Below are 21,787 nucleotides of genomic sequence, written 5' to 3'. Positions count from 1 at the left end.
GCAATTGGTCTAAATGCCAAGGCTCTCGCGCACCTTACGCTTGTTCGACTCGAAGGTGAAGGCGGCGAAGACCTGGTAGAAATCGTCTTGGTCGACCACACGCGGGTAGAGCGCGACCGCCGCGTCGACTTTGTTGGAGCTGAAGGTCAGTGTTTCGATGACGGTGGAGACCTGCGCGCTGGTGAAGTAGTTGCCGTTGGCGGCCACTTCGATCACTTGCAGCCGGTCCGACGAGAAATTCTCACCTTTGACCTGCCGGATGAACCGGGCGAACTCGGCGTCGGACATCGCTTGCGGCTCGTACTCGTCGTAGTCGTCGCGGTCATCATAGCGGTCGTGTCCGCAGCCGTCGTAGTGGCGGTGGCGACGCTTGTGGTGGTGGTCGCAGCTGCTCGAGCAGCGGTGGGTGTGACCGCGTCGGGCACGCTCTCGCGGGTGGCGGTGTCGGCGGCGGTCGCGGCGAGTGCGGTCGCGGCGAGTGCGCCGCTTTCGCTCGTAACGGTCGTCATCGCGGCGAGTGCGCCCTTCGTAGTCGCCGTAGCCGCCGTCACTGTCGTAGTCGCCGTAGCTGTCGTCGTAATCTTCGTCGTAGTCGTAATCTTCGTCGTAGTCGTAATCTTCGTCGTACGCGTAGTCGGAGTCGTGCCCGTGGCCGGACGATGAACTCGCCGAGGCGCTGGCCGAGGCTTGGCTCGACGACGAGCTTCGGGAGTAGTCGGAGTCGTGCCCGTGGCCGGACGATGAACTCGCCGAGGCGCTGGCCGAGGCTTGGCTCGACGACGAGCTTCGGGAGGTGTGTCCGTCGATGGTGACGGTCGCCGAGGCGCTGGCCGAGGCATGAGCTTCGGCATACGAATGCGAGTGGGAGTGGGTGTGCCCGTTATCGTGGGCGAACGAAGTCGCGGCCAACGGTGGGCAGATGAGCGAAGCGATCAGCAGGGCGTATGCGGCGGTGCGTTTCATCGTCGAACTCCTCGTCGTTGTCGTCGTGTGTTCAGTGGGTATGACGAGGAGTTCGGCGAAGAATTCAAATGGCTCAGAACCACAGCCGGATATGCGGGGTGACGTCCCAGAAGGCGATGTCGAAGTCGTTCTCGCCGATGTAGAGACCCGGGCGGTACTCCAGAACCACGTCGATGGGAGCGGGCACGAAGTTGAACTCGAGGCCGAGCACGCCGGTCACCCCGACGACCGCGCCGCCCCAATCGCCGAAGCCTGCGCCCACGCCCACGCCGTAGTTCCAGCCCAGAGACAACAGTCCACCGGAGGCCAGCGGAGCCTGCTCGTACAAGAAGTCGCCGGCGACGGCGATGGAGTCGGCGCCATAACGCCACTCGGGGCCGTAGCCGCGCCAGGGGCCGACGACACCCTGGAAGGTAAACCCGCTGGCGGTGCCGGTCTTGATGGACAGGCCACCTGCCACTGTGGCCGCGCCGATGCCGATACCAAACCCATTGGGGGCGCGCTGGGCGAAGGCCGACGAGCTCACCAGGCAGAACAGAAGCGTGCAGCAGACAGTGATCAGCAACCGGGAGATTCGCGAAGCAGTCATAAATACATCCATGGTGAAAAAGTTAGCGAGGTTCGCCGAACGAAAATAGTATTTGAAACGGGTTTGTCCAGTCGCTAGACTCTAGAGCGTGACATCAAAAGCAGCTTGTGCTGCAAGTTCGGGAGTGCTCTGGATCGTTGGGGAACGCTGAAGGCCTCCGAACTCGCACCAGGAGGCTTGAAATGTCGCTGACATACCTCGAAATCGATCAAGCTCGCGCCGATTACCTCGAGCTCTCCGACGAGCTGCGTCAGACGTTCGACGATCGTCTGTTCCAGTCGTGGCTGTACCACGACCACATGCTCGAAGGGGTGGTGCTCACCGAATCGGATATCAACCGCGCGCTCACCGGCCGCCCGTGTCGCAACTATTGCGATGGGCTGGTCCAGAAATCGCTGCGCCGCATGATGGGGTGTATCCGCCAGCTGGAGACCGACGCCAGTCGTGGTGTCGACGTGTCGATGGACTGGCTCAAAGATCTGCACCGCAGCATGTGCGACGCCGACGACGAGCACGCCGGCCGCTACCGCAAGCGCGACACCAGCCCGGGCGTCTATCACCTGGACGTGGTCCCCTACAAAAGCATCTCGTATTACTTCCACAAATTCTTGGAAGAGTGGGACGCCGAGCTGAGCACGGTCCACCCGATTCGGGCCGCGGCGATGGCGCACTGGGAGTTTATGCGCGTCTTTCCGTTCGATGAGCGCACCGGCATCGTAGGCCGCTTGATGATGAACTACATCCTCATCAAGAACTTTTACCCGCCGGCGATCATCCACGCCAACGACCGTCACCACTACTTCGACGCCCTCAACGGACACCGTGCCGACATGGTGCCGGTGGTCGTCGAGGCGATGAAGGGGACGATCGAGGCGGCGCGTATCTTCCGCCAGCGCGTCGAGCAGCAGCGCATGCAGCAGCAATCTCATCGCCATCAGATCGCGATGTGAAACTCTGGCGGGTCGCCTTGCATCTTCTAATGGAGTCCAGCGCTTGACGCGCGCTGTCGACCGGCTATTTTGGGCCGGCTTCAGCGCGAGCGCGACGGACGCGTGATTGGGGCCGGGCAGGCTACAGGAATCTGCCCGGCATCAAAGACGTTTGAATCCTAGAAGCTGGCATGCGAACCTTTGCCGCTCGAAGGGTCCCCCTTATGATAAGAGGGCCCCGTCGGGTGGTGTGGTACGAGGTTTCCGACCCCATTGGAGTAGAATGATGCAGAGTCCACTTTCTGCGGCGCAGCTAGAGTTGAGTGACACGGATCGAGCGCGGCTGGAGAAGGCCGATGGCTTGGTGGTCGAGAAGTATGCAGAAGCCAACCTTCCGACCAAGCACGGCAAGTTCCGGATCGTGGCGTTCGTCAACAATCTCGACTTCAAAGAGCATATCGCCATCGTCAACGGAGACGTGGCCGGCAAAGAAGCCGTGCCGGTGCGTGTGCACAGCGAGTGTTTGACTGGGGATGTGTTCGGCAGCCTCAAGTGTGACTGTGGTGAGCAGCTCGACCGGGCGCTCGACGTCGTCGCCGACTCCGAGCTGGGGATCATCCTGTACATGCGCCAGGAGGGCCGCGGCATCGGTTTGGCCAACAAGGTCAAAGCCTACAGCCTGCAGGACGACGGCATGGACACTGTCGAGGCCAACCTACACCTGGGCTTCGACGACGACCTGCGCGACTACAGCGTGGCCGCCGAAATGCTTCGCCTCTTGGGACCCAAGAGCATCGAGCTGATCACCAATAACCCGCGCAAAGTCGAGGGGTTGGAAGCTGAGGGCGTCGAGATCACCGAGCGCCGCGCGCTCAAGGTGCTGCCCAACCCGCACAACGTGCGCTACCTGGAGACCAAGCGCAAAAAGTCGGGGCATCTGCTGTAACCGACTTGCTTTTTCGCCCAAGCGTTTAAGTTGCCCGCGCGCCGATTCGGCTGCGCGGGTTCTTTTTTTCATGGCCACGGCTGTCATTTGACGCACTGCGTCACAAGTGGTTCAATGCGCCCGTACGGCACCACAATTTAGACGAATGAGGGTAGGAAATGAGTGAAGAGGCTCCCAAAGAATATCTCTCGCTACGCGTCGACGACGGCATCGCATATGTCTGCATCGACGTCAGTGGCCAGCGCGTCAACACGCTGTCGACGCCGATGACCGAACGCTTCGAGGAGGTGCTCGACGAGCTTCGCGACACCGCCGGGCTCGAGGGCGTGGTCATCCACAGCGGCAAAGAGGGCAATTTCGTCGTCGGCTTCGACATCAACGAGCTGCAGGAGCTGAGCCAACGGCCCGAAGACGTCCGCCCGATGATCGACCGCGGCCATCAGATGCTGGGCCGCTTCGAGGAGTTGTCGGTGCCGGTGGTCGCCGCCGTCGACGGCAATTGCCTGGGCGGCGGGCTCGAGCTTGCGATGGCGTGTCACGCACGCATCGCGTCCAATAACGACAAGACCCAGATGGGACTTCCGGAGGTCAAACTCGGCGTCATCCCCGGCCTCGGCGGCACCCAGCGCCTGCCGCGGCTCGTCGGCCTGCAAACGGGCCTGAACATGATCCTGACCGGCAAGCAGGTCGGCGCCAAGAAGGCCAAAAAGCTCGGCTTGGTCGACGACGTCGTCCACCCGGGCATCTTGCTGCAGGTCGCCGCCGAGAAGGCGCGCAAGATGTACGCCAAGGGCGGCTGGCAGAAGCGGCCCAAGGCGAGCATCGGCGAGGTCTTCTCCAACCCCGGCGAGATGGTCAACCTGGCGGCCAAGACCCCGGCTCGCAAGCTCATCTTCAACCAGGCGCGCGAGACCACCCGCAAACAGGCCGGCGACAAGTACCCCGCACCGTTCGCCGCCATCGACGTCATCGAGACCGGCTACAAGGACGGCTTCGACGCCGGCCTCCAAGCCGAGGGCGACGCGTTCGCCAAGCTCGTCAAAGACGACGTGGCCAAAAACCTCATCAACCTCTTCTTCATGAAGCAGGAGGTCGACAAGGCCAAGCCCTTCCCCTGGAACACCAAGGCATACCCGGTCGACAAGATAGGCGTGCTCGGCGCCGGCCTGATGGGCGCGGGCATCGCGCAGGTCGCCGCCTACAAGGGCTACGAGGTGCGCCTCAAAGACGTCGACGACGAGGGGCTCTCTTGGGGGTTGAACTACACCAAGGAGCTCATCGACAAGCTGGTCAAGCGCAAGAAGATCTCCGCGCCGATGGGCGACATCATGTTCGGCCGGATCAGCGGCACCACCGAGTACACTGGCTTCGGCCAAGCCGATCTGATCATCGAGGCGGTCTTCGAGGACCTCGACCTCAAAAAGAGCGTCATCAAAGACCTCGAAGAGCATACCCACGACGAGGCGGTGATCGCCTCGAACACCTCGACGATCCCGATCAAAGAGATCGCCTCGGCGTCGAAGAACCCCGAGATGGTGCTGGGCATGCACTTTTTCAGCCCGGTGCACAAGATGCCGCTGTTGGAGATCATCCGCCACGAGGGCACCTCCAGCAAGGCGGTGGCCACCGCGCTGGAGGTCGGCCGCGACATGGGTAAGACCTGCATCGTGGTCAACGACGGGTCGGGCTTTTTCACCAGCCGGGTCATCGGCGCCTACATCAACGAGGCCGGCTGGATCTTGCAGGAGGGCGCGCGCATCGAGGACATCGACCGCGCCATGAAAGACTGGGGCTTCCCGGTCGGGCCGATGAAGCTGGTCGACGAGGTCGGCATGGACGTGGCCCTCAAGGCCGCGAAGACCCTCCAAGAGGCCTTCGAGGAGCGCTGGGATGCGCCGACTGCGCTCAAGGCGGTCGCCGCCGACGGGCGCAAAGGCAAGAAGAACAAGAAGGGCTTCTACAAGTACAAGGACGGAAAGGGCAAAGAGGTCGACGAGACCGTCTACGACCTGCTTCCGGGCGGCCGCGACCGCAAGCCGGTCGACAAGGAGGTCATCCAGGAGCGCTGCTGGCTGGCGATGCTCAACGAGTGCGCCTACTGCCTGCAGGAGGAGATCGCCGAGCACCCGCGCGACATCGATATCGGCGTGATCTTCGGTCTGGGCTTCCCGCCGTTCCGCGGCGGCATCCTGCGCCACGCCGACTCGGTCGGCCTGCCGCGCGTCGCCGAGCGCATGCACCGGCTCGCCGACCAATTCGGCGACCGCCTCAAGCCCGCCGACATCATCGTCGAGAAGGCCGAGAAGAACGAAAACTTCTATTCGGAGTGATCGAGGACTCGAGAGATCTCGGGATCGAAGGAAAGGCGCACACGGCGCTAAGAATAAAGCGCAAGCGCACGCCTCGATCCCACAAGACAAGCCGAGCCCGAAGGGCAGATCCACCTATTTTGATAGCCCCTGCGAAGCGAAGCGGAGCTGGGGACTGAGGATATGATGGCTAAGAAGACTGTCAAAGAGACAAAGAAAAACATTCAGACACCCATTGGCGGCAAAGATCGCATCGCGGTCATTGCCGGGGCCAGAACCCCGTTCGCCAAGGCGTGGACCCACTACAAGCACTTGAACGAGGCCGACCTGGCCCGCGCGGCGGTCACCGAACTCGTCAACCGCACCGAGATCGATCCGCACCTCATCGACGAGGTGATCATGGGATGTGTCTCGGCGCCGATGAACGGCCCGAACGTCGCCCGTGAGGTGGTGCTTCGCACGCCGCTGCCCAACCATATCCCCGCCTACACCGTGCAGATGTACTGCGCGTCGAGCGCGCTGGCGACGACCAACGCGGTGGGCGATATCCTGAGCGGGGCGGCCGACGTGGCCATCGTGGGCGGCGTCGAGTCGATGAGCGCGGCCCAGGCGCGCGTCAGCCTCCCGCTCACGCACGCGCTCAACGAGGCCTCCAAGGCCGGCTCGCCGGTCGACTTGCTCAAGGCTTTCGAAGGCGTCGAGGCCCGTGACTTCCTGCCCGACGTGCCCGACATCGCCGAGCCGACCACCCAGGAGCGCATGGGCGATTCGGCCGAGGTGATGGCCAAGAAGTATGGCATCACCCGCCGCGAGCAGGACGAGTACGCCGAGATGACCCACCACCGGGCGGCCGAAGCCTACGAGAACGGTTGCTTCCCGGAGGTCGTCACAGTCTTCACCGGCGAAGATCTCGACGAGCCGGTCAAACGCGACAACCTGGTGCGCGGCGACACCTCGGTCGAGAAGATGGAGCGCCTCAAGCCGGTCTTCGACCGCAAGCACGGCACCATCACCGCGGCGAACGCCTCGCCGCTGACCGACGGCGCCTCGGCGGTCCTGCTGATGCGCGAGAGCAAGGCCAAGGAGTTGGGCTTGGAGCCGCAGGCGTTCATTCGCTCGCACGCCAGCGTCGGCATCGACCTGTTTGAGCAGCCGATGCTCATGGGCCCGACCTTCGCCACACCCAAGGCGCTCGCCCGCGGCGGCGTGACCCTCGAGGACATGGACCTGGTCGAGATGCACGAGGCCTTCGCTGCTCAGGTGCTCGCCAACCTCAAAGTCTGGAGTTCCGAGAAGCTCTGCAAAGAGGCGGGCCTCGACGAGGCGATCGGCGAGGTCGACATGGACACCTTCAACGTCCACGGCGGCTCGATTCCCATCGGACACCCCTTCGGCGCCACCGGCACTCGCATGCTCATGCAGCTCTCCGGCGAGATGGAGCGTCGCGACGTCAACCTCGGCCTGATGACGCTGTGCGCGGCCGGCGGTCTGGGCATGTCGATCGTTCTGGAGCGTTGAGCTCCTCGTAACACGACAAATTCACCACGGAGCCCACGGGGACACGGAGGAAAGAACTTCGTTATTTCTTTCCCTGTGTTCTCCGTGTTCTCCGTGGTGAACCTTTCTTTTCGCAAACATCGAACAACTCGACGTTGTCGCGGGTGGGACGGTCTTGTCCATGCAGCGATTGGTTTGCTACGAAATCGGCGACAGACGCATCGTACCTGTACCTACAGCGCAAGCGAGAGCTCATGATGAAGTACGTGAAACGGAAGAATATTGTGGCATTGCTCGGCATTCTCGGGCTGCTGGCCGCCTCGTATGGCTGTGCGGGTTCTCCCGAGTATACGGAGCGAGAAAAGCAGACCATGGGAGCGGCCGCGGCTCACGCGGCGAAGGACGACGAGTCTGCAGCTGCCGCATCGGATAGCGCTGCCGAGCAGGAAGTCGAAGCTGCCAAGCCCGACGAGCAGGGCGACAAGCGCGTGCTCTTCGTGATGACGAACCACGCGGAGCTCGGCGATACGGGCAAGAAGACCGGCTACTACCTGTCGGAGGTGAGCCATCCGTATTACGTCTTCACCGAGGCGGGTTTCACCGTCGACTTCGTAAGCCCCACCGGCGGCGCGGCGCCGATGGATCCGAAGAGCGAGGATCGCTCCGATCCGATCAACGCGCAGTTTCTCGATGACGCCGAATTGATGGGCCGCCTCGAGGATACGCTGGCGCCCAATGAGGTCGACGCGGAGGACTACGTAGCCGTCTACTATCCGGGCGGCCACGGCACGATGTGGGATTTGGCCGAGACCCCCGAGCTCGCCAAGACCGCCGCGGCGGTCTACGAATCGGGCGGCGTGGTCGGCGCGGTGTGTCACGGGCCGGTCGGCCTGGTCAATATCGAGCTGTCCGACGGCAGTTATCTGGTGGCCGGCAAGAAGGTCGCCGCGTTCACCAACGAAGAGGAGCGCGCCGTCGAACTCGAAGAGGTCGTGCCGTTTCTGCTCCAGGACAAGCTCGAGGAGCGCGGCGCCGAATTCGTCGAGGGTGAGAAGTTCAAAGAGAACGTGGTCGTCGACGAGCGGCTGGTGACCGGCCAAAACCCGGCCTCGGCCAAGGCGGCCGCCGAAGCGATGGTCGAAGAAATTCAGAAGTGAAAATAGGGAGCTAACCGCAAAGAGCGCGAAGTGCGCAAAGGTCATAGAAATTTTTCCTTTGCCGTCCTTGGCGCCCTTTGCGACCTTCGCGGTTCAATTTTATCTGCACAGAGGTCAGAGATGGAATTCTTGCACAGCATGGTTCGCATTCGCGACATCGACGAGTCGCTCAATTTCTACTGCAACTTGCTCGGCCTCGAGGAAGTGCGGCGCTACGACAACGAGGGCGGCCGCTACACGCTGATCTTTTTGCAGGCGCCCGGCGACGACGGCGGCCAGGTCGAGCTGACCTACAACTGGGATGTGCCCGAAACCTACGGCAACGCGCGCAACTTCGGCCACTTGGCCTTCGCCGTCGACGATATCTACGAGGTCTGCGAGCGTCTGCAAGACGGCGGCGTGACCATCAACCGGCCGCCGCGCGACGGGCGCATGGCGTTCGTCAAATCCCCCGACGACATCTCGGTGGAGTTGTTGCAAAAGGGCGAGCCGCTCGAGCCCAAAGAGCCGTGGAAGTCGATGGAGAGCACCGGATCTTGGTGACGTGGGATCGGTGATCTCCACACGGTGACCGCCCGCTACCCGTCGAGCCAGTTGGACATCGTCTCGAGCAGGCTCTCGATCTTGACCGGTTTGGTCTCGAAACCGTTGCAGCCTGCCTCGATGGCCTTGTGGCGGTCGCCCTCGAGGGCGTGGGCGGTCAGCGCGATGATAGGCAAGTCCGCGTACTTCGGCTTTTGGCGGATGCGTCGCGTGGCCTCCCAGCCATCCATGACCGGAAGGCTCAGGTCCATCAGGACCAGGTCGAACCTCCCTTCACTCAACTTCTTCAAGGCCTGCTCGCCGTCGATGGCGACGGTGACTTCGAAGCCCCGGCGCATCAGCCGTCGGGCGAGCATGTCGCGGTTCATTTCGTTGTCTTCGACCAGTAGCAGCTTTGCCATGACGTGGTTCTGTGCCTCGATAAAATCTTTGCCTTGATCAGAAAAATGCTCTCATTCAGATAAGTCGCCAGGGGCTTCTCAAACGTTCGCGGAAGCTTCGTCGCTCACGTGGCGCGCTGCGCCGCTGCCGACCGCGCGGGTGACCTCGGCGAGCAGTTGATCCTTGGTGTAGGCGCCCTTGCCCAAAATCCGGTTGACCTGATTGTTCAGCCGGGTGCGCTCCTCGACGGTCAGATCGGCGGCCGTGACCACCACGACCGGGATATCCTTCCACTCGGGGCGCTCCCTCATCGTCTCGAGCACTTCGAAGCCGTCCATCTCGGGCATCATCAAGTCGAGCAAGATGACGTTGGGAGCCGGCGCGCTCTCGAGGTGATCGATGGCCAGGCGCCCGTTGGCGGCGGTGTCCACCTGCCAGCCCTGTCGGGCCACGGTGCGCTCGAGCATCTCTCGCGTGCTCTCGTCGTCCTCGACCACGAGCACCCGCCCCTCGCCCTTGGCGCCGGTCACGTCGGCGAGCACCGTCGAGAGTCGTTTGCGGTCGACCGGCTTGACCAGATACTCCGAAGCGCCCAGCGAATAGCCCATATTCTTGTTGCTGACGATCGTCAGCAGGATCACCGGGATGTCGGACGTCTCCGCGTCACCCTTGAGCCGCGACAAGACCGTCCAGCCGTCCATCTCGGGCATCATGACGTCGAGGGTGATCGCGTCGGGCTTGTGGGCGCGGGCGAGCTCGAGCCCCTCCTCGCCGCTGTTGGCCGAGCGGATGGCGAAGCCCTCGCGGTTGAGGAACCGCTTCATCAACGCGTGCACGGTGGGATCATCATCGATCACCAAGACCTCCGAGGAGTTGGGGTCGGCCATCAGCTCGTCATTCTCGGCGGACGAACTCTCGTCCTCGCCCAGATCCAACGGCTCGGAGTGGGACACCTGCGGGTTCACGGGCACCAACACCCGGAAGGTCGTGCCTTGGCCGACCTCGCTTTGCACTTCGATGCGCCCGCCCATCATCTCGGTGAAATGCTTGGTGATCGTCAGGCCCAGTCCGGTGCCCCCGTACTGGCGGGTGGTCGATTCGTCGGCCTGGGTGAACGCCTGGAAGAGACGCTCGAGCTTCTCGTCGGGGATGCCGATGCCGCGGTCGATGACCTCGAAGACGCACATATTACGCCCGTCGTCGACGTCGGCGTAGGCATGCAGCCGCACCGTGGCGTTTTCGGTGAACTTGGCGGCGTTGGACAAGAGGTTGAAGAGCACCTGGCGAAGCTTGGTGATGTCGCCCTGCATGGTCTTCGGGGCGTTGTCGATGTCGACCAGGAAGGTGTTGTCGTTCTTGGCCACCACCGGCTCGATGGTGTCGGCGACGTCGCCCAGAAGCGAGTGCAGGTCGATCGTTTCGAGGTACAGCTCCATCTTGCCCGCCTCGATCTTGGACAGATCGAGGATGTCGTTGATCAGGCTGAGCAGGTGCTCGCCGGCCACGCCGATCTTCTTGAGGTCGGGCAGATACTCGGTGTGGCCGTCCATCTCGAAGTCTTCGTAGATCAGCTCGCTGTAGCCGATGATGGCGTTGAGCGGGGTGCGAAGCTCGTGGCTGATATTGGCCAGAAAGGCGCTCTTGGCTTCGTTGGCGCGCACTGCCTCGTCGCGGGCCTCTTCGAGGGCGCGCTCGTTTTGCTTGCGCTCGGTGATGTCGCGCACGATGGCCACATAACCCTGGTCGATGTCGAGGTCTTCACCCTCGATGCGGCTGATGGACATCTCGATGGGCACCGAGCTGCCGCCGCGCTGGCGGCCCTCGGTTTCGCGGCCCGATCCCTGCCAGGCGTCCATGCCGCCGATGCGAGCTTCGGATGTGGTGGGGCTCGCCGTGGCGAACAACTCACCGTCGGCGCCGTCGGCTTCCTCGGAGGCGTCGGGTTCCTCCTGGGGCGGCGCGTCGCTGATCTGGGGCACGAGCGTGGCAAACGGGGCGTCGAGGATATCGTCTCGGCGGAAGCCAAAGAGCGCCTCGGCCGCGTGGTTGAGCTCGCGGATACGTCCACGTGGTGAGACCGTCAGGATGCCGTCGGCGGCTGTCTGGACGACCGCCTGGGTGTGCGCCTCGCGACTGCGAATCTGGCCGATGGCCCACTCCTTGAGCGATTCGTAGGCCAAGGTCAGCGAGAGCACGAGCACGTACAGGCCCACCAGCACGGTCAGCTCGAAGAAGACCTGCTGGCGCGCGTCGAGCGCGCCGCCGGTCGCCCCGCCTTGAAGCTGCGAGATGTAGTAGCTGACTGCGCTGGCGACCACGAGCACCAGCCAGACCATCCCCGAGCGCATCCCGGAGATGAGCACGGCGAGCATGGGAACGACGGCCAGCCACAAAAAGGGCGGGCTGCCAAAGTCGCTCACCAGCGCGACGAATAGCATGATCCAAAAGACGTTGAACGCCAGCCAGTTGCCGATGATGCCAAAGCTCACGCCGCGGCGGAGCAGGAAGAGGCTGCTGCAGACGAACACCGCACAGGCGATGACCGCCAGCGGCCCGGCCAACGCTCCGCTGAGCGCGTACATGACGGCCGCGTAGATCGGCCCCCAAATGGCCAACGCCAGCGAGAAGACGACCACCACGCGGGCGCGGAAGATGTCGTCGGAGCCCTCCTCGATGTCTTTGGGCAGAAACCGGGCGGTTAGTAGGTCGAAGAAGCTAGATTGGTTCTGTTCTGTGGAACTGGGGTTCATCGTCCTTCTCATTGAAACTGCGTGTGGCGGCTTGCGTGCCGCCACACTTCAACGGATCGGGCTCTATTTCAGTGGATTGGGCTTTTGGCGCGAAGCTGCTGTATCCAGTGCAGGGCGACGCGCGTGCCGGTCTTCTTGAGGTGGCGAAGCGTCTCGCGCACACGGACTCGCGGCTCGCGCATCGAGTCGAGGCGGCCGGCGTCGAGCAGTTGTTGGGTGGTGCGCCGTTTGATCTTGCCACTCGATGTCTTCGGGATACTCCCCGGAGGCACCAACGCGAGCTCTGCAACGCTCAGCCCGAAGTGGCGTTTGACCACCCGCTTGATGGTGTCGCTCAGCTCGTCCAGCGGGCGCAGGTGACCGGGCGAGACCTCGCAGACGACCACCAACTGCTCCGTGCCGAGGGTCTCGTCGGTGCGCGTCAGCGCGACCACGCGGCCTTTGCGCGCGCCGCCCAGTCGGCCGATGTGGCGTTCGATGTCGCTCGGGGCGTAGTTCTGACCGGCCACGATGATCAGGTCTTTGATTCGGTCGACCACGTAGAGTTGGCCGTCGGCCACGTAGCCCATGTCGCCGGTGCGAAGCTCCTCGCGGGCCGTGTCGTCCTCGGCGTCCACCTCGTAGTAGCGCGGGGAGACCGAGGGGCCGCGCACGCAGATCTCGCCGACCTGCCGCGCGTCGAGCGCCCGGTCGGTGTCGAGGTCGCGAATGATCAGGTCGTGTTCCGGCACGATACGCCCCACACCCACGAAGGTCGCCGTGGAGGCCGCCTCGGCGTCGGCCGGCTCGGCGAGTTGCTCGGCGGCGAGCCCCGTGCGGCTGACGCTGTCGTAGCGCACCGTCTCGCCCGGCGAGGGAAACGCCACCGACAGGGTCGCCTCGGCGAGCCCGTAGACCGGGAAGAACGCCTGCGGGTCGAACCCACAGGGGGCGAAGCGCTCCAAAAAGGCTTTGACCGTGCGGTGGTCGATGGGCTCGGCGCCGTTGAAGGCCAGGCGCACCGACGACAGGTCGAGTCCCTCGACGAGCCGGTCGGGCAGCTTTCGGGCGGCCACGGCGTAGGCGAAGTTGGGCGCGACGATGAAGGTCGCGCCGAATTGCTCGACGCCGCGAAGCCAACTGTCGGGTCGGGTCACGAAGTCGGACGGGCGCATCAAGTAGGGGGCGAATCCAACGAACAGCCCCAACAGCGGCCCGCCGATCAGCCCCATGTCGTGGAAGAGCGGCAGCCACGAGAACGAGCGGTCGGCCGGCGAGAAATGCCCGCCCAGGGTGCTCGCGCGCAGGTTGGCGACCGCGTTGCCGTGGGTGACGACGACGCCCTTGGGGTGGCCGGTGCTCCCGGAGGTGTACTGCAGGTACGCCGGTTGAGAGAGCTCGCAGTCGAAGTCGAGCGTGATCTCGGCGGCGTCGGCGTCGGCGAGGTTGTTCGCGTCGACGAAGATCTCGACGATGCCGCCGTCGAGCTCGAGATCGGCCCAGCGCTCGGGCAAATCACCCACGAGGACCCGCGGGCGGCAGTCCTGGCAGACCGACTCGATGCGCTCGATGAACGCCTGCGGCATGCGCAGCTCGGTGACCGGCGGCAGCGGCACCGGGATGGCCTGCAGGCCCATCGACGCCAGAAAGAACGCGACGAAGTCGGCGATGCCGTCGAGCGAGAGCACCACCCGATCGCCCGCTTCGACGCCGCGCGCGTCGAGCAGGGCGGCGGCGCGGTGGACGCGCTCCCACAACTGCTCGAACGTGATCGGCGCAGCGTCGAGCTCGGCGCCGGCCAAGCTCACCACGTGGAGGGCGACCGCTGTCGGGTCCTCTTCGTAGCGCCGTGCGAAGATGGCCGGCAGGCTCTCCTCGGGATCGGGCAGCGCGTCCCAGACCGATTGGGGGACCTTGTCCTGCCAACCCTCGGCACGACGCCAGACGACTTCTTCAGACGAGTCGGACTCGGACGAGTCCGACGCTTTTGATACGAGCACAGACTGCATGGCGGCTCTCCATCGCCCCGCGGGGTCGATTGGGTGGTTCAAAGGTAAAAATTGCGACCTTCGTCGACAAAGGCGCGGGCATCCTCGAGGGCGGGCTCGGCCAACCAGCGCCCGAGCGTGTCGGACTCGTCCAGGAGTGAGTCGACGCGCTCGACGGTGGCGTACTCACAGAGGCTGGCGTGGCCGACCGGGAAGCCGAGCAGCTCTCGGCAGATCACGTCGGCCAAGGTGCTGTGGCGAAGCAGCCCTCCTGCCAGTGCGCGACGCGTGGCCCACAGCAAGGAGACGACGACGGCGTCGACGAGTTCGGGGTGCGCGGTGGACTGGGTGTGCGATGCGTCGAGCAACGCCTCGAGAGCGGTGCTCGCCTCCGCGCGAAGGTGCTCGGGAAGTTGCGGGCGCACCAGGTCGAGCAGCGCGTCGTGGTCGGCTTCGCCGGCCAACTCCGCAAGCGGCGAGGGGACAAAGCCAAACCGGCTCAGCGAGGTGTGCACGGCGCTCGCGTCACCGCCATCGGCGACGTAGGCAACCAGCGGTGCCACAAAGGCGGCCATGAAGGTGTCGGCAGCGAACGCGTCCTCAGGTGTACTCACGATGACCGAGTGGCCGGCGGCGTCGAGGTACTCGAACAGCGGCGCGATGGCCGCGGTGCCCTCGGGCGTCGTCGCGATCTCGACCAGCGGCCGGGTGCCGGTAGCCGGGACGCGCGTCTCCCAGTGATCGACCTCGGCGTGAGCGAAGGGGCGGCGCACGACGACGTCGGCCGTCCATTCGAGCGCGGCGCCGATGGGGTCGAGGCAGACGCCGACCGGAGTCACCTCGGCGTCGAGCCGAGGAGGCTCGCCCGGTTGGCTGGTCAGCCAGAACACCCGGTCGTCGGCCGACGTAGCCTCGCCGGCGCCCAGTCGTCGCACGCCGGAGACGTCGCGCCGGTCGAGCATGTCGGCGAAGCGGGCGGCGGTTTGGTCCGATGTGTCGGCTCCGAGCAGCCATCCGCGGCGCTTCGGAATCTGGCGCACCCAGACGCGCTCGGCGAGCTGGCGAAGGTACAAAAACGAGCGCGCGGCTTCGGCCTGCGGTTCGACGAGACTCTCGCCGGCCAGACGCAGCTCTCGGTGGAAGTCGTCGTCCTCGAGCGGGCCCTGCTTGAGCGCCGAGTGGAGAAGCAACGCCAGGCAGTCTTTGTAGAGGCGTCGGTAGTCCTTGGGGAGTCGGTCGATCTCGTCGAGGCACGCCTCGCGCACGCGGTTCAGCTCTTCGGTGGATTGGCGCACCTGTGCGCGCGGTTCGACCTTCCCGGCGATAATCGCGTCGACGAAAGCGTCGACCTCGGCGTCGAAGCTCTCTTCTGCGAGCACCCGGTCGATGAGGCCGACCTGCTGGGCGCGGTCGCCCCACAGACGGTGGCCCCACAACAAAAACCCGATGGCGTGTTCGATGCCGAGCAGGCGAGGAAGACGCTGGGTGCTGCCGAAGGCCGGTCCGTTGAGGTAGTCGGCGATCTCGGTCATGTAGAACGTGGTGTCGGCGCCGTTCTGGGCGATGCGGTAGTCACAGCAGAGCGAGAACTCCACCCCGCAGCCGTAACAGGAGCCGCGAACCGCCGCGATCGTGGGGGCGTCGAACTCGGCGACCGCCCGGTAGGTGCGGCGTAGCAACTCGGTCAGCTCGAAGATGCTGTCGGCCGACTGCACCGCGCTGGCGAGCATGAGTTGGGCACCGTTGATGAAGCTTCGCGGCTTGGCGCTGGTGAAGACGAGCGCCGAGACCTGCGAGGCGTCGAGCGAGGCGAGCAGCTCGTAGATCTCGCCGACGACCGCGCCGGTCAAGATGTTGACCTCGCTTCCCGGCGTGTCGAGTTCGACTTCGACCACGCCACGCGAGCGTCGGTACACGTGAATTGTCTTTGGTTGTTTGACGGTCTGACTCACGCGGCGACTCCTTCGAGGTATTCGCACAGCGATTCGACGGTCAGCTTCGAGGGGCTCGAGGCGCGCTCGACCCAGCGGTTGAGCAGCACCGGGCGGCCCAGGAGCGCTTCGAGCTCCAGAGTCAGCACCGACAGTGACAGGGAGTCGAAGCCGAGGTCCTCGAGAAAGGAGTGATGCGACTGGATCCGGTCGGGCAATTCGTTTTGCGCGGCGGCCCGAATGGCACGATGAACCAACTCGACGACTTCTTTCATCACTACCTCACTTGGGTCGGCGCTTGGAGCGATCCGAGCGACCGACACTGCTATGTCAGTCCATGAGTCTACGGTGGCTGAATTTTAGGTTTTTGGGTGGTCTTTAGCAATAAATATGTCTTGCTAATAAGCCTAGATTAGCATGAAAAGGGCAGAGTTCTCATTTTTGGTAGTTTCGGCGGTAGTGTCTTCTTGGCATGCTAACGCATTGAAATGATACCGTTCGGAGGATGTGGTCAAAAGTGGTTCTCGCTCAGTGTTTATGCGGTTATTAAGGCTTTTTTAATGTTCAGGTGGTCGAGTGGCCGTGTGTCGAAGGATTGCGAGCGCTCATAAGGCGAAAAGTGTGGGTGACGGTGATCGGCTGTGACGGACGAGACAAAAAGTATTCGTTGGAAGTGTGGAGCGAGTTGTGACAAATTGATGTTTAACGTTTGGTTGTTCGTTGTGTGCCTTTTGTAGTTGTCCGCTCGGTTAAATGCCCGGGCGGTCATCGAGGTTCTTATGCCGATGCCGCCGTCTCCGTCGATGTCCCCGCGCGAGCAGACCTTTGGTTGGATGACGCGTCCCTACGAACTGCTGGCCCGGTGTCGGCAAGAGGTGGGCGACGTGTTCACGATCGACTTTCGGGGCCACGGCCAATACGTGCTCTTCTCGGACCCCGAGCATATCCATCAGATTCTGACTGGAGATCCGGCGGTATTTCACGCCGCCAACGGCCTGCTGGAGCCCTTCCTGGGGGCGCACTCGCTGTTGTTGCTCGAAGAGGAGCGTCACAAGCGCGAGCGTCGACTGATGATGCCGCACTTCTCGCGTCGCCAGATTCATGGCTGGGGCGACCAGATCGAAGAGGTGGCCGACCGCATGATCGACGGGTGGCGTGTCGGCGAGGAGATGCCGATGCGCGAGACGGCGCAGTCGGTGGCGTTGGGCCTGATTGATCGGCTGGTGTTCGGCCTCGACGGCGAGGCCAACCACGACCGACACGACGCGTTGCATCGCTGCTTCGATGAGATCTTGAGCCATCCTCACTTCAACATCGCGCTGATCGGCCAATTCGGCGAGCGCCTGGCGGGATCGCCGGCGTGGCAGCAGCTCCAAGAGTCACTGGCCGAGATGGACCGGCTGGTGCGCGAGGAGATCGCCGAGCGACGCGCCACGGGCCGACGCGGCGACGACATCATGAGCCTATTGATGGACGCCGAGTACGAGGACGGCGAGTCGTTGAGCGACGACGAGCTGCGCGACGAGCTGGTCACCTTGCTGGCCACCGGCCACGAGACGACGGCGACCTCGCTGGCGTGGGCAGTGCACTGGGTCTGGTCCCACCCGCCGGTGCTCGAGCGGCTGCGCGCCGAGCTGGCCACGCTCGGCCCCGACGCCTCCCCGAGCCAAATCGCCGAGCTCGACTACCTGCAGAGCGTCGTCCTGGAGACGCTGCGCATCAACCCGGTGGTGCCGATCATCGCCCGCGAGTTGCAAGAACCGGTGCAGATCGCCGGCTACGAGTTGCCCGCCGGGGTGACCGTCGCCCCGGTGATCTACCTGTTGCACCGCCGCGAAGATCTGTACGACGAGCCCGGGCAGTTTCGGCCGTCACGCTTTCTGGAGCGCGACTACAAGCACAATGAATTCATGCCCTTTGGCGGCGGGGTGCGCCGCTGCCTGGGGATGCACCTGGCCCTCTACGAGCTCCAGATCCTTTTGGCGCGCATCGCCACGCGCGTCGAGCTGCGCCTGTGCGACGAGGAGGAGGTGCGTCCGGTGCGCCGCATGGTCACCATCGCGCCGTCGGGCGGGGTGCGCTTCGAGGTCGAGCGGGTCGGCGCCTGAGGGGCCCTCGCAAAAAACGCCAAAAGGACTGCTAACGAGTTGCTAATCGGGTGCCCAAAGAACTTTTATAAACGTTTAGTGAGCTGCGGCTTGATCGACTCTGGGGAGAGCATATACTTCAACACTGAAGCCCTTAGTATCGACAACCAGCAAGACGTTCTGCGCATCTTTCGAGGCCAATGCCATGAACCAGAAAGCGCATGACAGTCAACAGACGCTGATGTTGCAACTCCCTTCGTCGAGTGCGACCGCCGCTCATTCTCTGGCCGTGACGGGAATGTCGGGCGAGGAGTTCCTGCACTTGATTCGCGAGCGGGAGCGCTACAACTGGCTCGCCGATAAAGTCGATCGGTGGGTCGGGCTGTATAGTGTTCCCGAGCTTGTCGAGATGCTGAACTCGATGCCCACGATGCCCGGGCAGCGCCAAAAGGCGTTGGTCGCCTTGTCGTTGACCGACGATTTGTCCGCGCTCGCCGCGCTCGAGAGCTTTGATTCGTCCGGCCGCGCCGAGTCCTTCCAAGCGCTCCACCAAATCGCAATCGGTCAGTGGCGGCAGCGCCAGCGCACGGCGACGAACTAGTCGCCAGCCAGCATCAGTCGCTAGCCGACGTTAATCGCTAGCGAGCGTGCGACGAAGAATGTCGCAGAATTTCCAGACATCCTCGTAGGAGTTGTACAGCGGTACGGGAGCCAGGCGGATGACGTCGGGCTCTCGATAGTCGCAAATCACACCGTTTTCCTGCAGCGCGTCGAAGAGCTTTCGGCCGTCTCGCGTCGCTTTGAGCGAGACTTGGCTTCCACGTCGTTTCGGCGCGCGCGGGGTGATCACCTCGAAGCTCCCCGACGGCATCTCGTCGATGAGGTAGAGCAGGTAGTCGGTCAGCCCGAGCGACTTGCGTCGCAGCGCGGGCATGCCCGCCTCGTTGAACAGTTTTAGTGACGCTTTGAGCGGCGCCATCGAGAAGACCGGCGCGTTCGACAACTGCCAGCCACCCGCGCCGCGCATCGGCTTGAACTCGGGCAGCATCTCGAAGCGCGTCTCGGGATCGTAGCCCCACCAGCCTGCAAAACGCGGAAGCTCGGCGTCCTCGGCCCACCGGTCGTGCACGAACGCGCCGCCGGTCGCTCCCGGCCCGGCGTTCAGGTACTTGTAGTGACACCACACCGCAAAATCGACGCCCCACTCGTGTAGCTTCAGCGGCGCATTGCCGACCGCGTGCGCCAGGTCGAAGCCCACCGTCGCGCCCACCGTGTGGCCGGCCTCGGTGATCGCCTCGAGGTCGAAGAGCTGGCCGGTGTAGTAGTTCACCCCGCCGAGCATCACGAGCGCCAGCTCGTCGCCGTGCTCCTCGATCGCCTCCAGGATATCTTCGTGGCGAAGCGTCTCTTCGCCGTCACGCGGCTCGACCTTGATGACCGCGTCCTTGGGGTCGAACCCGTGGAAATCGGCCTGGCTGTCGACCGCGTAGTGGTCCGACGGGAACGCGCCGCCCTCCATCAGGATTTTGTAGCGCTCTTCGGTCGGCCGGTAGAACGAGACCATCATCAGGTGCAGGTTCGTGGTCAGCGAGTTCATGACCACGATCTCGTCGGGCCGGCCGCCGACGATATCGGTGAGCATCCTCGAGAATTTCTCGTGGTACGAGTACCACGGGTCCCGCCCGTCGAAATGCCCCTCGACGCCCAACTTCGCCCAATCCTCGAGCTCCCCGTCGATGTCGGCGCGCACACCCTTGGGCTGCAAGCCCAGCGAGTTTCCGCACAGGTAGACGAACGGCTCTCCGTTATCCTGAACGGGAAAGTGGAACTCGCCGCGAAACTTGGCGAGGCGATCTTCTTGGTCGAGCTTTTGGGCGTACTCGAGCGTGGGTTCGTGCGACATGGTGTACCTGGCCGGTTGTAAGGCGAGTTTAGCTAGGGACGGTAATAATCGACTCTGGGTGGATCGGGCAAGGTTGCAGGGGGAATGAACCGCCAAGGGAGCAAAGGAGGCAAAGGGAGCAAAGGATAAGTGTATTTAGCGTCCTAAGCGTCCTTGGCGACCTTTGCCGTTAGCTCACGCAGGAGGGACAACGCAGGCCGCGTCCCATAACTCCAGCGGCCGAACTCGACTCGTTTCAGTGCCCCGTCGAAAGACCGAAGGGCATTGAAACGTCATTTCATCGGGATCTGGAGGCTCTGATGGCGCAGAGACGTCATTTCATCGGGCGTTGGGAAATGTGGGAGGTGCACACGCGCCCGAGCAGCGGGATGTGGAAGAGATCGAGGCGTAGAAAGGGCGTTTCATCGGGCTCTCGAAAATCTTTACGGCACAGAAACGCTCGTGCGTCGGGCTATGGAGAAGCTGGATACGCAGAAACGCCATTTCAGTGCCCTCCGTCGATTCGAAGGGCAACTGAAATGGCGTTCGTGAGGCGGGAGCGAACTATCGAGCCATCACTTAGGCTTCGACGACGGGCTCGGCGGGTTCGGTGGGCGTGTCGGGATCTTCGGCATCCGCGCCGCCGCCTTGCCCGTAAAACACCGTCGACGCCGGCGGCACGATCTGGTTGAGCCGGTCGTGCATCCCGGCGGCGAGGTCGCGCTGCTGGGCCGGACGGCCCGTCAGGGTCAGTTGATCGGCGCGGTCGGCCGACTCTCCCATCTGTTCTTCCAGACGTGCATCACGCTTGGCAATCCCCATAGCATCCTCTCTGGCAAGGTTACCCGGAGGACGGTGACGAGCCCTCCGGCCCAATCGAATTGTAAAGGTTACCGCAGCAGCATCGCGACAGGTGGTGGGCAGCGCAACGCTCGTAAGGTGCTTGGGTAGGAGCGGCGTCGGTGGGTCGAATATCCGGATCTGTGCATTAGAGAATTTCGCCTCATAAACCCCGCCACGGGCCGATCGTGAAAAAAGTACGCAACGATTTTTGATTTTTGCCGAAAACCGTAATGAGGGGTGGAAGTATCGTGGCCACGAATTTCCCCACAAATTTCAAACGGGCGGGTGAGTCGTCGTCAGCGTTGGCTCACTGCCCGGGTGGCTGAGCCGGTGGGCTCGGAAGGTTCTGTTCGACAACTCGCTCCCGTCGCCGAAGGCGGTTGATTCGTGCATCTTCGGCGCCGTCTGTCCTCGACGATGCGCTGCATCGCCTGCGTCAGACGGCATCCGAATCTGCACCGAATCCCCTCGCCTCGGCTCGGTCCGGAGTTGTCGAACAGAACCTGGACTGCGGCGGAACGGTTTCCCGATCCGCAAAACAGAGCTTTCGTAGCGAGCGTATCTTCGAGGAGATGTGGGACCGTACCTCTTCGACGCGCTCGGCGGAGGCCGAGCCGGTAGCTTCGCCCTTGTGGCGGAGCGCGGTTATCGGATTTGCCCGGTGCGGGTTTGTAGGAGCGTCGAAGTAGAAGATGTGGCGTGAAGATGGGCCTGTGCCATGAGGATTGCCGCAGCGGCGTCGATGTAGCTCGTAAGATGTGGCGTCGGGGTGGGCGCGTCGCAGTGAGACGTGACCTATCCGAGGTGGCTTCAAAACGGGGCGGGCTTTGCCCGTTGACCTGTCGACATCACAAGAAACTCCGCAGCGCCCATGCCGGCGAATTTTGTCGGTAGACGCACCGGTATGCCGTCGTGATGGGCCTGGGCGGCCGGTTAGCTGCACAGGCTGATTCACCGGGCGGGGCGAGCCCGCCGGGGTCTTCGGGCTCGATTGGCCGACGCTTTTAGCTGCA

Annotated in this window: 17 protein-coding genes; 8 read left to right on the top strand and 9 right to left on the bottom strand. The window is 63.5% G+C overall.

Features of this window, described 5'->3' with window-relative positions; translation table 11 throughout:
• Positions 1 to 9: 9 nt before the first annotated feature.
• Complete coding sequence (locus tag FIV42_RS08345) at positions 10 to 963, bottom strand: DUF4476 domain-containing protein (protein ID WP_141197230.1); 954 nt, start codon at positions 961 to 963, stop codon at positions 10 to 12.
• A 73-nt stretch (positions 964 to 1,036) separates the two neighbouring features.
• The gene (locus tag FIV42_RS08340) at positions 1,037 to 1,552 is read right to left on the bottom strand and encodes a cupin domain-containing protein (protein WP_141197229.1); all 516 of its coding nucleotides are present in this window, start codon (positions 1,550 to 1,552) and stop codon (positions 1,037 to 1,039) included.
• Between the two features lie 182 nt (positions 1,553 to 1,734).
• Between FIV42_RS08340 and FIV42_RS08335 the strand changes: the two genes are divergently transcribed.
• The 6 genes from FIV42_RS08335 (at position 1,735) to FIV42_RS08310 (ending at position 8,933) form a co-directional block, all read left to right on the top strand.
• On the top strand, positions 1,735 to 2,502 hold the full coding sequence (locus tag FIV42_RS08335; protein WP_141197228.1) for a Fic family protein: 768 nt from the start codon (positions 1,735 to 1,737) through the stop codon (positions 2,500 to 2,502).
• Positions 2,503 to 2,767: 265 nt separating this feature from the next.
• Positions 2,768 to 3,427, top strand: a complete 660-nt coding sequence (ribA, locus tag FIV42_RS08330; protein ID WP_141197227.1) for a GTP cyclohydrolase II — start codon at positions 2,768 to 2,770, stop codon at positions 3,425 to 3,427.
• Between the two features lie 158 nt (positions 3,428 to 3,585).
• Positions 3,586 to 5,757, top strand: coding sequence for a 3-hydroxyacyl-CoA dehydrogenase NAD-binding domain-containing protein (locus tag FIV42_RS08325; protein ID WP_141197226.1), 2,172 nt, complete (start codon positions 3,586 to 3,588; stop codon positions 5,755 to 5,757).
• Positions 5,758 to 5,922: 165 nt separating this feature from the next.
• A complete protein-coding gene (locus FIV42_RS08320; protein WP_141197225.1) occupies positions 5,923 to 7,254 on the top strand; it encodes an acetyl-CoA C-acyltransferase in 1,332 nt (443 codons plus the stop codon).
• A gap of 236 nt (positions 7,255 to 7,490) precedes the next feature.
• Entirely contained in the window at positions 7,491 to 8,390 is a 900-nt protein-coding gene (locus tag FIV42_RS08315; RefSeq protein ID WP_222615416.1) for a type 1 glutamine amidotransferase domain-containing protein, read from the top strand.
• A gap of 120 nt (positions 8,391 to 8,510) precedes the next feature.
• Positions 8,511 to 8,933 (top strand): VOC family protein, encoded by a 423-nt coding sequence (locus FIV42_RS08310; RefSeq protein ID WP_141197224.1) that lies wholly within the window; start codon positions 8,511 to 8,513, stop codon positions 8,931 to 8,933.
• Between the two features lie 35 nt (positions 8,934 to 8,968).
• Here the strand turns inward: FIV42_RS08310 and FIV42_RS08305 are convergent, their stop codons facing one another.
• From FIV42_RS08305 to FIV42_RS30065, 5 genes are all read right to left on the bottom strand, one after another.
• Positions 8,969 to 9,334 (bottom strand): response regulator, encoded by a 366-nt coding sequence (locus FIV42_RS08305; RefSeq protein WP_141197223.1) that lies wholly within the window; start codon positions 9,332 to 9,334, stop codon positions 8,969 to 8,971.
• 78 nt (positions 9,335 to 9,412) lie between these two features.
• Entirely contained in the window at positions 9,413 to 12,064 is a 2,652-nt protein-coding gene (locus tag FIV42_RS08300; protein WP_141197222.1) for a hybrid sensor histidine kinase/response regulator, read from the bottom strand.
• A 68-nt stretch (positions 12,065 to 12,132) separates the two neighbouring features.
• Positions 12,133 to 14,052: an AMP-binding protein gene (locus FIV42_RS08295; protein WP_141197221.1), complete on the bottom strand. Its 1,920-nt coding sequence runs from the start codon at positions 14,050 to 14,052 to the stop codon at positions 12,133 to 12,135.
• Positions 14,053 to 14,090: 38 nt separating this feature from the next.
• Entirely contained in the window at positions 14,091 to 15,983 is a 1,893-nt protein-coding gene (locus FIV42_RS08290) for an enoyl-CoA hydratase/isomerase family protein (RefSeq protein WP_168210498.1), read from the bottom strand.
• A complete protein-coding gene (locus FIV42_RS30065; protein WP_168210497.1) occupies positions 15,980 to 16,237 on the bottom strand; it encodes an acyl carrier protein in 258 nt (85 codons plus the stop codon). The genes FIV42_RS08290 and FIV42_RS30065 overlap by 4 nt, the downstream gene beginning before the upstream one ends.
• A 504-nt stretch (positions 16,238 to 16,741) precedes the next feature.
• Between FIV42_RS30065 and FIV42_RS08285 the strand changes: the two genes are divergently transcribed.
• Together FIV42_RS08285 and FIV42_RS08280 are read left to right on the top strand one after the other, a co-directional pair.
• Positions 16,742 to 18,070 carry a cytochrome P450 gene (locus tag FIV42_RS08285; protein WP_141197219.1) on the top strand — a complete coding sequence of 443 codons (1,329 nt, stop codon included), beginning with the start codon at positions 16,742 to 16,744 and terminating at the stop codon, positions 18,068 to 18,070.
• Positions 18,071 to 18,254: 184 nt separating this feature from the next.
• Positions 18,255 to 18,650 (top strand): hypothetical protein, encoded by a 396-nt coding sequence (locus FIV42_RS08280; RefSeq protein ID WP_141197218.1) that lies wholly within the window; start codon positions 18,255 to 18,257, stop codon positions 18,648 to 18,650.
• Positions 18,651 to 18,680: 30 nt separating this feature from the next.
• Here the strand turns inward: FIV42_RS08280 and kynU are convergent, their stop codons facing one another.
• A complete protein-coding gene (gene kynU, locus FIV42_RS08275) occupies positions 18,681 to 19,952 on the bottom strand; it encodes a kynureninase (protein WP_141197217.1) in 1,272 nt (423 codons plus the stop codon).
• A 558-nt stretch (positions 19,953 to 20,510) separates the two neighbouring features.
• Positions 20,511 to 20,714 (bottom strand): hypothetical protein, encoded by a 204-nt coding sequence (locus FIV42_RS08270; RefSeq protein WP_141197216.1) that lies wholly within the window; start codon positions 20,712 to 20,714, stop codon positions 20,511 to 20,513.
• Positions 20,715 to 21,787 lie beyond the last annotated feature (1,073 nt).

The organism is Persicimonas caeni, assembly GCF_006517175.1.
Taxonomy (GTDB): Bacteria; Myxococcota_A; Bradymonadia; order Bradymonadales; family Bradymonadaceae; genus Persicimonas; species Persicimonas caeni.
This window is presented reverse-complemented; position numbering and strand designations above follow the sequence as displayed.